This window comes from Streptomyces sp. NPDC015032 (assembly GCF_043080425.1).
GTDB lineage: Bacteria > Actinomycetota > Actinomycetes > Streptomycetales > Streptomycetaceae > Streptomyces.
In genome coordinates this window covers 60,441-74,323 of the sequence record NZ_JBIBVN010000010.1, presented here as the reverse complement: position 1 = coordinate 74,323, position 13,883 = coordinate 60,441, and the positions used below count along the sequence as shown (strand labels likewise).

13 protein-coding genes are annotated in these 13,883 nt (G+C 70.1%); 8 read left to right on the top strand and 5 right to left on the bottom strand.

Translation table 11 applies throughout. The annotated features are described in order from the left end of the window. Positions 1 to 37 precede the first annotated feature (37 nt). Both ACF08M_RS16845 and ACF08M_RS16840 read left to right on the top strand, forming a co-directional pair. Positions 38 to 796, top strand: coding sequence for a MerR family transcriptional regulator (locus tag ACF08M_RS16845; RefSeq protein WP_392186016.1), 759 nt, complete (start codon positions 38 to 40; stop codon positions 794 to 796). Between the two features lie 298 nt (positions 797 to 1,094). Beyond that, a complete protein-coding gene (locus ACF08M_RS16840; RefSeq protein ID WP_392186015.1) occupies positions 1,095 to 1,796 on the top strand; it encodes a DedA family protein in 702 nt (233 codons plus the stop codon). Between the two features lie 87 nt (positions 1,797 to 1,883). Here the strand turns inward: ACF08M_RS16840 and ACF08M_RS16835 are convergent, their stop codons facing one another. Continuing rightward, positions 1,884 to 3,599, bottom strand: coding sequence for a threonine/serine exporter ThrE family protein (locus ACF08M_RS16835; RefSeq protein ID WP_392186014.1), 1,716 nt, complete (start codon positions 3,597 to 3,599; stop codon positions 1,884 to 1,886). Between the two features lie 235 nt (positions 3,600 to 3,834). Then, positions 3,835 to 4,329 carry an inorganic diphosphatase gene (locus ACF08M_RS16830; RefSeq protein WP_392186013.1) on the bottom strand — a complete coding sequence of 165 codons (495 nt, stop codon included), beginning with the start codon at positions 4,327 to 4,329 and terminating at the stop codon, positions 3,835 to 3,837. A gap of 86 nt (positions 4,330 to 4,415) precedes the next feature. Between ACF08M_RS16830 and dacB the strand changes: the two genes are divergently transcribed. The 6 genes from dacB (at position 4,416) to folE (ending at position 12,026) form a co-directional block, all read left to right on the top strand. Beyond that, the gene (dacB, locus tag ACF08M_RS16825) at positions 4,416 to 5,921 is read left to right on the top strand and encodes a D-alanyl-D-alanine carboxypeptidase/D-alanyl-D-alanine-endopeptidase (RefSeq protein ID WP_392186012.1); all 1,506 of its coding nucleotides are present in this window, start codon (positions 4,416 to 4,418) and stop codon (positions 5,919 to 5,921) included. Between the two features lie 49 nt (positions 5,922 to 5,970). Further along, on the top strand, positions 5,971 to 7,104 hold the full coding sequence (locus tag ACF08M_RS16820) for a zinc-dependent metalloprotease (protein ID WP_392186011.1): 1,134 nt from the start codon (positions 5,971 to 5,973) through the stop codon (positions 7,102 to 7,104). 199 nt (positions 7,105 to 7,303) lie between these two features. Beyond that, positions 7,304 to 8,386, top strand: a complete 1,083-nt coding sequence (gene tilS / locus ACF08M_RS16815) for a tRNA lysidine(34) synthetase TilS (protein WP_392186010.1) — start codon at positions 7,304 to 7,306, stop codon at positions 8,384 to 8,386. Positions 8,387 to 8,487: 101 nt separating this feature from the next. Further along, entirely contained in the window at positions 8,488 to 9,027 is a 540-nt protein-coding gene (gene hpt / locus ACF08M_RS16810) for a hypoxanthine phosphoribosyltransferase (protein WP_072487175.1), read from the top strand. Positions 9,028 to 9,238: 211 nt separating this feature from the next. Next, positions 9,239 to 11,269: an ATP-dependent zinc metalloprotease FtsH gene (ftsH, locus tag ACF08M_RS16805; RefSeq protein WP_392186009.1), complete on the top strand. Its 2,031-nt coding sequence runs from the start codon at positions 9,239 to 9,241 to the stop codon at positions 11,267 to 11,269. A 151-nt stretch (positions 11,270 to 11,420) separates the two neighbouring features. Then, the gene (gene folE / locus ACF08M_RS16800) at positions 11,421 to 12,026 is read left to right on the top strand and encodes a GTP cyclohydrolase I FolE (RefSeq protein WP_392186008.1); all 606 of its coding nucleotides are present in this window, start codon (positions 11,421 to 11,423) and stop codon (positions 12,024 to 12,026) included. Positions 12,027 to 12,062: 36 nt separating this feature from the next. On the opposite strand, the gene ACF08M_RS16795 is transcribed toward folE, so the two are convergent. The 3 genes from ACF08M_RS16795 to folB form a co-directional block, all read right to left on the bottom strand. Further along, the gene (locus ACF08M_RS16795; protein ID WP_392186007.1) at positions 12,063 to 12,545 is read right to left on the bottom strand and encodes a DUF3180 domain-containing protein; all 483 of its coding nucleotides are present in this window, start codon (positions 12,543 to 12,545) and stop codon (positions 12,063 to 12,065) included. A gap of 84 nt (positions 12,546 to 12,629) precedes the next feature. Further along, positions 12,630 to 13,241 (bottom strand): 2-amino-4-hydroxy-6-hydroxymethyldihydropteridine diphosphokinase, encoded by a 612-nt coding sequence (folK, locus tag ACF08M_RS16790; RefSeq protein WP_392186006.1) that lies wholly within the window; start codon positions 13,239 to 13,241, stop codon positions 12,630 to 12,632. After that, a complete protein-coding gene (folB, locus tag ACF08M_RS16785; protein WP_351077489.1) occupies positions 13,238 to 13,597 on the bottom strand; it encodes a dihydroneopterin aldolase in 360 nt (119 codons plus the stop codon). Before folB ends, folK begins: the two co-directional genes overlap by 4 nt. Positions 13,598 to 13,883 lie beyond the last annotated feature (286 nt).

Genomic DNA, 13,883 nt, shown 5'->3' with positions numbered 1-13,883 from the left:
TCAGTACGTACCCGAATGGAGAAGGGAGCGGGGAGTCGTGGACTACTCCGTGGGACAGGTCGCGGGATTCGCCGGGGTCACGGTGCGCACCCTGCATCACTACGACGGCATCGGACTGCTGTCGCCCGGCGGACGCAGCCACGCGGGTCACCGTCGCTACGACGAGGCCGACCTCGACCGGTTGCAGCAGATCCTGTTCTACCGGGAGCTCGGCTTCCCGCTCGACGAGATCGCGGTACTGCTCGACGACCCGGCCGCGGACCCGCAGGAACATCTGCGCCGCCAGCACCGGCTGCTGACCGGCCGGATCGCCGAGCTCCGAAGGATGGCAGCAGCCGTCGAGACAGCCATGGAGGCGCGGAAGATGGGCATCAACCTCACGCCCGAGGAGAAGTTCGAGGTGTTCGGGGGCAAGGACCCCGAGGAGCACGCCGAGGAGGCCGAACACCGCTGGGGCGGCACCGCCGCCTATGCGGAGTCGCAGCGCCGGGCCGCCCGGTACACCAAGGACGACTGGAAGCGGATGCAGGCGGAGGTCGCCGAATGGAGCGCCGCCTACGACGCGCTGATGGAGGCCGGTGAACCCGCCACCGGCGAGCGGGCCATGGACCTGGCCGAGGCCCACCGCCTCCACATCGCGAGTTGGTTCTACGAATGCACCCCCGAGTTCCACCGGAACCTCGGCGAGATGTACGTGTCCGACCCGCGGTTCCGTGCGTACTACGAGTCGATGCGGCCCGGACTGGCGGAACACCTGCGGGAGGCGATCGACGCCAACGCCGAGCGCCAGGCATGACCGGGTACGGGGGCGGGGGTACTCCCGCCCCCGTACCGCCGTCGTTCAGTCCCTATAGGCTCACTGCCGACCACGGACTTCAGCGTCGTTCGTGGTGGCGACCAGGACGTCGGATCCGTCCGTCTGCCCGCCGCCGAAATCCTCGATGCCCCTCGTGTGGCACCTCCTGGGGCGGTTTTGCCCCGGTTCGCCCGGTGTGCATTCCCGTGGGGGCGACTGGAACCCGGGGGCGTCATCCTGCGTTGATAGCTTTGGGCGGCCACGCAGCCGCCATCGAACGATCCAGGAGCCCGGACCCTTGAATACGCTTGCGCTCGGACCGAGCTGGCTGGACCCGGACTATCTGATCAACACGTTCGGACTTCCCGGCGTCCTCCTCATCGTCTTCGCCGAGTCCGGACTGCTGATCGGCTTCTTCCTTCCCGGCGACTCGCTCCTGTTCACCACGGGTCTGCTGGTGACCACGAACCAGCTGAAGACCCCGCTCTGGCTGGTCTGCCTCCTGGTGGCGCTGGCGGCGATCGTCGGCGACCAGGTGGGCTATCTCTTCGGCCGCAAGGTCGGCCCCTCGCTCTTCAAGCGCCCGGACTCCCGCCTCTTCAAGCAGGAGAACGTCGCGAAGGCCCACGAGTTCTTCGAGAAGTACGGACCGAAGTCGCTGATCCTGGCCCGCTTTGTGCCCGTGGTGCGTACGTTCACCCCGATCATCGCCGGTGTGAGCCGGATGAACTACCGCTCGTTCATCGTGTTCAACGTCATCGGCGGGGTGCTCTGGGGCGTCGGTGTCACGCTGCTCGGCTCGGCCCTCGGCAAGATCGACTTCGTCCACCAGAACATCGAGGCGATCCTCATCCTGATCGTGCTCATCTCGGTGGTGCCGATCGCGATCGAGTTCCTGCGGGCCCGCTCCAAGGCGAAGAAGGAAGCGGCGGCGGGCGGCGGCCCGTCCGCCGACGGCGGCCCGGCCCCGGTGCAGCGCGGCCGCCACGCCAAGCGCTGACGACCGGGGCGCCGGTTATCGCGCGCCGCCCACCGGGCGCCGGTCACGCCGGGTGCCGGCCCCGGAGCCGTACCGTGGGCGAGGCCGTCAGAAGCCGCGCGTCCGCTTGGCCGCGCGGCGGTTCGCCCCGCCGACCGCCCCCGGCACCCGCATGAACAGCCGGGAGATCTCGCTTCCCAGGTTCACCCCGATCGCGATGGCCAGCGCCGTCGCCACCGCGGTCGACAGCGAGGCGAGCCCGGCGTTCACATTGCCCTGTGCCACGCCCAGCAGACCGAAGTACGTGGCAGAACCGGGCAGCAGCGGACCGATCGCCGCCGTGATGAACGGCAGCGACGAGGTGTACCGGTAGCGCGAGAACAGCTGCCCGAACAGGCCCACCAGCCCGGCCGCTGTCGCTGTCGCGAGCACCGGCGAGATGTTGCCGGTCCTGGCCATCGCCCCGTAGATCACCCAGGCGACTCCGCCGTTGAGGGTCACCGCGAGCACCGTGGACCGGTCCTGCTGGAGCAGGATCGCGAAGGCGAGACAGAGCGCCATCGAAGCCAGGATCTGCACCACCGGCCGGTCGTGGGCGACGAACCTGGTCTCGGGGTTCAGCTGGGCGCCCAGCTGAACCCCCATGTACAGCACGAGCAGCACACCGACGACGATGCCGATGAAGAGGTACATGACTTCGAGCAGGCGCGCCGCGGCGGTGATGTAGTAGCCGGTCAGCCCGTCCTGCACGCCCGCCACCAGGGCCCGCCCCGGCAGCAGCGCGAACAGCCCACCGGTGATCACCGCGGACGGCTGCAGGTCCGACCAGTGGGTGAGGGTCAGTGCCACACCCAGCGCGGCGGGCGGCATCGCCGCCACCACGAACTGGTAGAACTCCGGCAGCCCTCGTCCGGCACAGAGCCAGGCGAGCCGGTCGCCGAGCATCGCGCCGATCGCGGCCACCACGAAGACCAGCGTGCCACCGCCGACCAGCACCGATGCCGCCCCCGCGAGACCACCGCCGGCCAGCGTCAGCACCCAGCCGGAGTACGGATGCCGGTTGCGCCGGATCTCCGCCAGGCGACGGTAGGCCTCCTCCAGCGAGACCTCGACATCCTCGGTGGTGATGTCGTCGATGAGCCGGAAGACGGCGGCCAGCCGGGTGTAGTCGGTGCCACGACGGCGGACGGTACGGCTCGCCGTCACCGGGTCGTCGACCAGCGAGGGCTGGTGCGAGATCGACAGCAGGGTGAAGGTGACCGTGGGCTCGCAGCGGTCCAGGCCGTAGCTGCGGGTGACCGCGAACATCGCCGCCTCGACGTCCTCGGCGCCCTCACCGCCGGCGAGCAGCAGCTCCCCGATGCGCAGGGTCAGGTCGAGCACGCGTGGCACCGCGGGCCCCGCCTCGCCGGGCTTCTGCACCGGTTCGGGCGCGGGGCGTTCGGCGACCGGCATCCGCAGCATCGTGCGCATCCGGTCCTGCCAGGGGGCCTCCTTGGTCAGCCGGATCATCGGGCTGCCGTGCGCGGGGGTGAAGGCGGGCGGCGGATGCTGGGCGCTGTAGGTGCTCGGCAGGGCGAAGGCGGAGCCGGCCGTATCCGCGCCGGAGGCCGTACCGGAACCGGATATGGACCCCGAAGCGGAAGCCGGGCCCGACCCCTGGGGCTCGGTCGTCAGACCGGGTGGGATCGCGAATTCCGAGGTCGGATGGTCGTCCTCGGACGCAGTCGTCCGCCGCTCCACCCCGGCCGGCGGGACGAAGGCGCTGCGCGCCTCGTCGGACTGGGGCTTCTGGTCCTCCGGACCGCCCTGTTCCGCCACCACTCGACCTCGCTCCTTGTCGGCTGCGCGTCTTCGGTTGCGCTTCTGCCCAGTATGGACACGGACAAGGGTGCGGAGGCGAAGCGGGCGGAACCACGGAACGGGCGGACACACGGAACGGGCGGACACGCGAAACGGGCGGCACCCGTCGTGGGAGTGCCGCCCGGCTCCGGCACGGAACCGTAAACGGAACCGTGCGATGTACCTCGGCCGGAATCCGGCCGCGACCCGCGGGTCGTCAGTGCCCGCCGCCCTGCGCCGCAAGGCGCTTGTAGGAGGCCTCGATCTCGGCCTCGGCCTCGGCGCGGCCGACCCAGTCGGCGCCCTCGACGGACTTGCCGGGCTCCAGGTCCTTGTAGACCTCGAAGAAGTGCTGGATCTCCAGGCGGTCGAACTCCGACACGTGGTGGATGTCGCGCAGGTGCTCCACCCGGGGGTCGGAGGCCGGGACGCACAGCAGCTTGTCGTCGCCGCCGGCCTCGTCCGTCATCCGGAACATGCCGATGGCGCGGCACTTGATGAGGCAGCCGGGGAAGGTCGGCTCGTCCAGAATGACCAGCGCGTCCAGCGGGTCGCCGTCCTCGCCGAGGGTGTTCTCGACGAAGCCGTAGTCCGCCGGGTAGCTGGTCGAGGTGAAGAGTCGACGGTCCAGGCGGATCCGACCGGTCTCGTGGTCCACCTCGTACTTGTTCCGCGAACCCTTCGGGATCTCGATGGTGACGTCGAACTCCACGGGTGGCTCCTCCATGATCAACACATACGACTGGTGATTAAGTGTCCCCCACGCAGATGTGTGCTCGCGAAAGGGGCTGGTCAACGGTGGACGAGCCGGTGAAGAGACCGTCGGTCAACCCGCTGGACAAGCTGAGCAGGCTCACCCGGCCGGGTGGCGTGATCAGGTCGAGGGGGCTGAGCGACCGGCAGTTCGCGGCTGTCTCCGCAGGCCTGGGTCTGGTGCTCGCGGCCGGCGTCGTCCTTGCCGCCGGCCCCTGGGACTCGGGTCAGCGTAAGGCCGAGCAGGACTGGGCCGCCGCCCGCATCCGTACAGGTGGCGCAGATCACGGATCCGGCACGCCGGCCGGACCGGAACCCGCGCCCAGCGCCCCGGCCGTCCTCGCCCCCCTCTCCGCCGCGGTCGACAACGCCGCCCCGGACGCCCGCGACGAGCCGGACGGCGCGGCGGCAGCCCTCCGCACCACTCTCGGGCCGCTGCTGAAGGTCCCCGCCCTGGGCACCGTGCGGGCCGCCGTCGTCATCGACACCGCCACCGGTGAGCGGCTGTACGGCCAGGGCGCCGACACGCCCATGACGCCCGCCTCCACCGTCAAGATCGCCACCTCGGTCGCCGCCCTGAGCGCACTCGGCCCCGGCCACCGCATCGCCACGACGGTCCGGGCGTCCCCCGACTCCCGCGCCGTCACCCTGGTCGGCGGCGGTGACCCCACCCTCGACAAGGCCGCCCTGCGTGCGCTGGCCGCCGACACCGCCCGCGCCCTGAAGAACCGGGGAGTGAAGAAGGTCCGTCTCTCGTACGACACCTCCCGCTACTCCGGCCCCGCACGGCACCCGATCGGCCCCAACGAGAACATCGCGCCCGTCAGCGCCCTGATGACCGACGAGGGCAGGCTCGACCACACCGACAGCGGACCCGCCCCGCGCAGCGACGATCCGGCCGGTGACACCGCCCGGACCTTCGCCGGACTGCTCGACGCCGCCGGGATCGACACCGGGCCGGACCCGGTGCGCGGCAGGCCGGCCGACGGGTCCCGGCAGGTCGCCGGGCACCTGTCCGCCCCGCTCTCCGCCCTGGTCGAACGGGCCCTGACCAACAGCGACAACGACATCGCCGAGGCACTCGCCCGCCAGACCGCCCTGGCCGCGGGCGAACCGGCCGACTTCGCGGGCGGCCGGCGGGCCGTCACCGCACAGCTCAAGAAGCTCCGCCTGCCGCTGAAGGACGCGGACTTCGCCGACGGCAGCGGGCTGAACCGCAAGGACAAGGTCACCGCCGGACTGCTGGCCGGCCTCCTCGCCCGGGCCGCCGACCCGGACCATCCCGAACTGCGCCCCGTCCTCACCGGCCTTCCCGTGGCCGGATTCAGCGGCACCCTCAGCGACCGCTACACCGAGAAGTCCGCGGGCACCGGCCTGATCCGCGCCAAGACCGGCACCCTCACCGGAGTGAACTCCCTCGCCGGTACGGTCGTCGACCGGCAGGGCCGGCTGCTCGCCTTCGCCTTCCTGGCATCCGGTACGACATCCCCGTCCGAGGCCCAGTCCTCCCTCGACGCCCTCGCCACCGCCCTCGCCGCCGGTCCACGATGAGCCCGTCGACACCTCACCGCGGACGGACCCGAGCACGTACGGTTGACGCATGACGAGCATCGGTGGTGCCGAGATGGTCGACTGGAATCTCGCGGTGGCGACCGCGACCCGACTCGTGCGGCCGGGGCCCGAGATCAGCCGGGAGGAAGCCCGCGAAGTCGTCGCGGAACTGCGCCGGCATGCCAAGGCCTCGGAGGAGCACGTCCGTTCCTTCACCCGGATGATCCCCGAGGGGGCCGATCCGGAGGACACCCCGGTCCTGATCGTGGACCGGGCCGGCTGGATCAAGGCCAACGTCGCGGGCTTCCGCGAGCTGCTCCGCCCCCTGCTGGGAAAGATGCAGGACCGGCGCGGCAACGGGCCCGGTGGCGCCGTGCTCGGCGCGGTCGGCGGCAAGGTGACCGGGGTCGAGGTGGGGATGCTGCTGTCCTTCCTCGCCTCCCGGGTCCTCGGCCAGTACGAGACGTTCGCCCCGGCCACCCGTGAACTCCCGGCCTCGGCCGACGGCGGCGGCAGGCTGCTGCTCGTGGCGCCGAACATCGTCCACGTCGAGCGCGAACTGGAGGTCGACCCGCACGACTTCCGGCTCTGGGTTGCCCTCCACGAAGAGACCCACCGCACCCAGTTCACCGGAGTGCCCTGGCTCCGGGACCATCTTCAGGGCGAGATCCAGTCATTCCTGGAGGAGACCGATGTCGACCCGGTGACCGTGCTGGAGCGGCTCCGCGAGGCAGCGCAGTCGCTGGCCGGCGGCCGCCCCGAGGGCGAGGACGGCGAGGACGGCGGCCGCAGCCTCGTCGAACTCGTCCAGACCCCCGCCCAGCGCGAGATCCTCGGCCGGCTCACCGCCGTGATGTCCCTGCTCGAAGGGCATGCCGACTACGTGATGGACGGTGTCGGCCCGGAGGTCGTCTCCTCCGTCGGCGAGATCCGGGAGAAGTTCCAGCAGCGCAGGGCGCGCGGTGCGAGCCGCCTCGACCAGGCGTTGCGCAAGCTCCTCGGGCTCGACGCCAAACTGCGCCAGTACCGTGACGGCGAGAAGTTCGTCCGCGCCGTGGTCGACGAGGTCGGTATGGACGGCTTCAACCGGGTCTGGACCTCGCCGAACACCCTCCCCACCAAGGCGGAGATCGCGAAGCCGGCGGACTGGATCGCGAGGGTGCACCGTAAGGCAGAGTCATGATCGCGGCGGGCCGGACGGCGTGCGACAGGACAAGAACGCGCCGGTAATCACCCATCCGAGGGACCGTAGGGGCACGGGATGGCGTGCAATGCTCGATGGACGACTTGCCTCTGTCACCATCGACGCACTCTGAGTGACGGCGCCTTCCCGTCCCGGCACTCCGAGGCACCTCCCGAAAACTTCACGAAGGGCACCGGACATGGGTCCCCATCCTGCGGTCGCGGCGATACGCCTGGCGGTCCGCCGCGTTCTCCACGACGTACTCACCGAACACACCCGGAGCGCCGGGCCGGCCCGGCGCACCCCGCACCCCCAGCTCGCCGAAGCCGGTGCGGGCAGGCAGCGCGCCGCACTCCCCGAACGCCCCGATATCCCCCTGGTGCTGGTGGCATGCTCCGGCGGCGCCGATTCCATGGCACTCGCCTCCGCCCTCGCCTTCGAGGCCCGCAAGCTCGATGTCCGGGCCGGCGGCATCACCGTCGACCACGGCCTCCAGGACGGCTCCGACACCCGGGCCGCCGAGGTCGTCGACCGCCTCACCGACATGCACCTCGACCCGGTCGAGTCCGTCGCCGTGCAGGTCGGCCAGGAAGGCGGACCCGAGGCCGCGGCCCGCGACGCCCGCTACGCGGCCCTCGACGCGGCCGTCGAGCGGCACGGCGCCGCCGCCGTGCTGCTCGGGCACACCCGTGACGACCAGGCGGAAACGGTGCTGCTGGGCCTGGCCCGCGGCTCCGGCATCCGCTCGCTCTCCGGCATGGCCGCCGCGTCGGGGCCGGCCGGCCGCTACCGCCGCCCCTTCCTCCAGCTCGACCGGCAGACCGCCCGCAAGGCCTGCCTCGTCCAGTCGCTGCCCGTCTGGGACGACCCGCACAACATCGACCCCGCCTACACCCGCTCCCGACTGCGCCACGAGGGCCTGCCCGCCCTGGAGAAGGCGCTGGGCAAGGGAGTCGTCGAGGCCCTGGCGCGTACGGCGCAGCTCTCCCGCGACGATGCCGACGCCCTGGACACCTGGGCCGCCGAGGCCGACCGAGCCGTGCGGGACGACGCGGGCCGGCTGGAGTGCGCCAAGCTGTACGCGCTGCCGCCCGCCGTACGCCGCCGGGTACTGCGCCGGGCCGCCATGGAGGCGGGCTCCCCGGCCGGCTCCCTCTTCGCCCGGCACATCGAGGAAGTCGACCGTCTGATCACCGGCTGGCGCGGCCAGCGGGCCATCAACCTGCCCGGCCGGGTCGAAGCCAGCCGTCAGGGTGGCAGACTGGTGATTCGGCAGAGCTGAACCACGAGCGGCTGACAACGCAGGCGAGCGGCCGCGCAGGTACGGGGACACCACCCCGGACCGGGCAGGCAGAGAAAGAGACGCGGGTGAACGAGAAGGACATGGGCACCGACCTTCAGTCGGTGCTCCTCACCAAGGAAGAGATCGACGCGAAGCTCGTCGAGCTGGCCGCGAAGATCGACGCGGAGTACGCGGGCAAGGACCTGCTCATCGTCGGCGTCCTCAAGGGCGCAGTGATGGTGATGGCGGACCTGGCGCGCGCGCTGTCCACCCCCGTCACCATGGACTGGATGGCCGTCTCGTCGTACGGCGCGGGCACCCAGTCCTCCGGAGTCGTCCGGATCCTCAAGGACCTGGACACCGACATCAAGGGCAAGCACGTCCTGATCGTCGAGGACATCATCGACTCGGGCCTGACCCTGTCCTGGCTGATGTCGAACCTCGGCTCGCGCGAGCCCGCGTCCCTGGAGATCTGTACCCTGCTGCGCAAGCCGGACGCGGCGAAGGTCGCGCTCGACTGCAAGTGGGTCGGTTTCGACATCCCCAACGAGTTCGTCGTCGGATACGGGCTGGACTACGCGGAGAAGTACCGCAACCTCCCCTTCGTCGGCACGCTCGCCCCGCACGTCTACGGCGGCTGACCGCCTCCGGGACCCGGGCGGACGGCCCGGGCGGACGGGCGTCGGGGAACCTTTCACCGGCTTCCCGCCGTTGAGCCATCGAAGGCAGGTTTTGACAGACGTCCCCGGCAGTCGCGGGTGACAATGCTGGGGTACCGTCCGAAGAACAGTCTTTTCTCACAGCAGCATTTACCTACGGGCAGGAGGGACGGGGCGTCATCGCCCCGTATGGATGGACGTGAAGCGATACTTCCGTGGGCCGGTCATGTGGATCGTGCTGGCCGTCCTCGCCGTGGTCGTGTTGATGCAGGTCGTCGGCTCGTCGGGCGGCTACGAATCGGTGGACACCGGCAAGGTGGTCCAGGCGATCAGCAAGGACCAGGTGGCGCAGGCCAAGCTGACCACCGGTGACGAACAGATCATCAAGATCGAGTTGAAGAAGGGCCAGAACCTCTCGGGCGAGTCCGGCAGCAAGTTCCAGGCGAGCTACATCGGTGACCAGGGTGTCCAGCTGGCCGACACGCTGCAGAAGAAGTTCGAGAGCGGCAAGATCGACAAGGGCTACACCGTCTCGCCGTCGAAGCAGTCCCCGTTCATCTCGATCCTCCTCTCGCTGCTGCCCTTCGTCCTGATCGTGGTCGTCTTCCTGTTCCTGATGAATCAGATGCAGGGCGGCGGCTCCCGGGTCATGCAGTTCGGGAAGTCCAAGGCCAAGCTGATCACCAAGGACACCCCGAAGACGACGTTCGCCGATGTGGCGGGGTCGGACGAGGCCGTCGAGGAGCTCCAGGAGATCAAGGAGTTCCTCCAGGAGCCGGCGAAGTTCCAGGCCGTCGGTGCCAAGATCCCCAAGGGTGTCCTGCTGTACGGGCCTCCCGGTACGGGCAAGACGCTCCTCGCGCGCGCCGTCGCGGGCGAGGCGGGCGTCCCGTTCTACTCGATCTCCGGTTCCGACTTCGTCGAGATGTTCGTCGGTGTCGGTGCCAGCCGTGTCCGTGACCTCTTCGAACAGGCCAAGGCGAACGCCCCGGCGATCGTCTTCGTCGACGAGATCGACGCCGTCGGCCGGCACCGCGGTGCCGGCATGGGCGGCGGCCACGACGAGCGCGAGCAGACGCTGAACCAGCTGCTCGTCGAGATGGACGGCTTCGACGTGAAGGGCGGCGTCATCCTGATCGCCGCCACGAACCGGCCGGACATCCTCGACCCGGCGCTGCTGCGCCCGGGCCGTTTCGACCGGCAGATCGCGGTCGACCGGCCGGACATGCAGGGCCGTCTCGAAATCCTCAAGGTGCACCAGAAGGGCAAGCCGGTTGCGAAGGACGTCGACCTCGGCGCCGTCGCCCGTCGTACGCCCGGCTTCACCGGTGCCGACCTGTCGAACGTGCTGAACGAAGCGGCGCTCCTCACGGCGCGCGGCAACCAGAAGCTGATCGACAACAAGATGCTCGACGAGGCCATCGACCGCGTCGTGGCGGGCCCGCAGAAGCGGACCCGGATCATGTCCGAGAAGGAGAAGAAGATCACCGCGTACCACGAGGGCGGACACGCCCTGGTCGCGGCGGCTTCCCCCCAGTCGGACCCGGTCCACAAGATCACGATCCTCTCCCGCGGCCGCGCCCTCGGTTACACGATGGTGCTCCCGGAGGAGGACAAGTACTCCACGACGCGCAACGAGATGCTCGACCAGCTGGCCTACATGCTGGGCGGGCGCGCGGCCGAGGAGCTGGTCTTCCACGACCCGACCACCGGCGCGGCGAACGACATCGAGAAGGCCACCGCAACGGCCCGCGCGATGGTCACGCAGTACGGCATGACGGAGCGGCTCGGCGCGATCAAGTTCGGCGGCGACAACACCGAGCCGTTCGTGGGCCGTGAGATGGGGCACCAGCGCGACTACTCGGAAGAGGTCGCGGCCCTCGTCGACGAAGAGGTCAAGAAGCTCATCGAGACCGCGCACAACGACGCGTGGGAGATCCTCGTCGAGAACCGCGACGTGCTGGACGCCCTCGTTCTCCAGCTCCTGGAGAAGGAGACGCTCGGCAAGGAGGAGATCGCCGAGATCTTCGCCCCGATCGTGAAGCGCCCGTCCCGTCCGGCCTGGACCGGCTCCGCCCGACGCACCCCGTCGACGCGGCCGCCGGTGCTCTCGCCGAAGGAGCTGGCCCTCACCAACGGCGCCACCACGGCGAACGGCTCGGTCGTCCCCACGGACACCGTCCCGGCCACCGAGGCGCTGCCGGAGGACCGTCCCGAGAGCTGAGATCCCGTGCCCGGTGTGGCCGCTGTCACGGGGGTCGTACCGGATCTGGAATGGATGCCGCGCCTCCGCAGGTTCTAGCCTGTGGGGGCGCGGCTTTTGTACGCCCGTGCGGAATCACGTGCGGGTGACAGTTCAAGGGAACGAGGCACAGATGACCGACCCGGTGACGTTGGACGGCCAGGGTTCGATCGGCGAGTTCGACGAGAAGCGGGCCGAGGCCGCCGTGCGCGAACTTCTTTTCGCCGTGGGCGAGGACCCGGACCGCGAGGGACTCCGCGAGACGCCGGGGCGGGTGGCAAGGGCGTACAAGGAGATATTCGCGGGCCTCTACCAGGAGCCCGGGGACGTTCTGACGACCACGTTCGACCTCGGCCACGACGAGATGGTGCTGGTCAAGGACATCGAGGTGTTCAGCACCTGTGAACACCACCTGGTGCCGTTCAGGGGGGTCGCGCATGTCGGGTACATCCCGGCGAGCAGCGGCAAGATCACCGGTCTTTCGAAGCTGGCCCGGCTCGTCGATGTCTTCGCCCGGCGCCCGCAGGTCCAGGAGCGGCTCACCACGCAGATCGCCGATTCCCTCATGGAGATCCTGGAGCCGCGCGGGGTCATCGTCGTCGTCGAGTGCGAGCACATGTGCATGTCGATGCGGGGCATCCGCAAGCCGGGTGCGAAGACGCTGACCTCAGCGGTACGCGGGCAGCTCCGTGCCTCAGCGACGCGCGCCGAGGCGATGAGCCTGATCATGGCGCGCTGACGCTCGGGAGCGTGTGGGAGGAGAGCTCGGCGGCCGCTATGCGGCAGCCGAGCTCTTGTTGTTGTCCTCGTCGTCCGGGAGCTTGCAGATGCGCTCCAGCCAGAGGGCCGCAGCAACCACCGCGATGCCGGCGAGGACCGCGAAGCCCGCGTAGATCGCCTGGTCGCGGCGGGCCGGGATGTCGAGGGAGCCGAGCAGGAAGACGCCGATGCCGCCGTACATGCCGGAGATCAGGGCGACGACCAGCGCACTGGCCTGGCCGAAGACGACCGCTCGGGCCGCCATCAGGGGCTCGACGCCCTTGGCCCCCGGCCGGCGCTCGCGTTGGGCGCGCAGCCGGGAACGGATGGAGAGGGCCGTCGCGAGCAGGACGACGGCGATCACCGCGAGCACGATCGGCGCGGCGAGGGGAACGCTCGGCAGGCTGCCCAGGGAGTCCCAGAGGCGGGCCGCACCCCAGGAGAGCACCCCGGCCGCGGCGAAGAGGCCGGTCAGTACCCCGAGCCGTAGTTGCTTCACCGAGTGATCCGCCCTTCGCCGCCGGTGTGTCCGTGCCGTCAGTGGTTCATCCGTGCCACCGGTCCGTGTCCTTGAGCCTAACGACTACTCGGGCAGCCGGAGTTCCAGATCGGCTCGGGGCAGTACGCCCTCCCGGCCGACTCCGGCCAGCAGGTCCGTGACGGAGCCGACGCCGGGCAGTTGGGCCTCGGGGTCGACGTCGTGCCACGGGGCGAGGACGAAGGACCGCTCGTGGGCCCGGGGGTGGGGGAGGGTGAGCACCGGGTCGTCGGAGACGACATCCGCGTACGCCACGATGTCGACATCGATGGTGCGCGGGCCCCAGCGCTCGTCACGGACCCGGTCGAAGGCCTCTTCGATGGCCTGGCCGCGCTCCAGGAGCGAGGACGGGGGGAGGGTCGTCTTCACCACGATCACCGCGTTGAAGTACGAGGGCTGGGAGCCGGGAGCGACGCCCCAGGGCTCCGTCTCGTACACCGGGGAGACCGCTTTGACCCGCAGGCCGGGCGTGTCCTCCAAGGCGTCTATGGCGCCCTGGAGGGTCTCCAGCCGGTTGCCGAGATTGGAGCCCAGGGAGATCACGGCGCGCTTGGGGTTGGAGAGGGTGATGTCCGCGGCGTCCACCTGCTCGACCACGGAGGCGGGCACCGGCTGTACGGTCGGGTCGCTCTGCCCCTCGGTGGAAAATGCACTCATACTCGGCTCCGGGTGATGGTGATGGTCACATCGTCGAAGGGGACGGTGATCGGTGCATCCGGCTTGTGCACCACGACCTCCACCTCCTCGACTCCTTCGTGCTTGAGGCACTGCTGGGCGATGCGTTCCGCGAGCGTTTCGATCAGATCGACCGGTTCCCCCTGCACCACATCGACGACCTCCTCGGCGACGACGCCGTAGTGCACGGTCTTCGTCAGGTCGTCGGCGGCTGCCGCGGGGCGGGTGTCGAGGCCGAGCACCAGGTCCACGATGAACGTCTGCCCCTCCTCCCGCTCCCGGGGGAAGACGCCATGGTGTCCACGGGCCTTGAGGCCGCGCAGCGCGACACGATCCACGCGAATCACTCCTGCTGTCGTTGGGCGGAGAGACACGGGGCCGCGTGCGGACGGCCGGGTGCTCTCTCTCGAATCTACCTGCGAGCACCGACAGTGCCCGCCCGCGGGGGCTATGGACAGGGCCTGTCGGGACTGGTAGCCGCTTTTACCCGCGGAGCCGGATTCCAACCTCCTGATGGCCGGATGCTTCGGTCAGGAAAGCGCAGGGAGAAGGCCGCGAGGGGGCCGCGAGAAGGCCGTGAGGGAGCCGCGAGAGGTCCACGAGGGGGCCGGGAGAAAGCCGGGA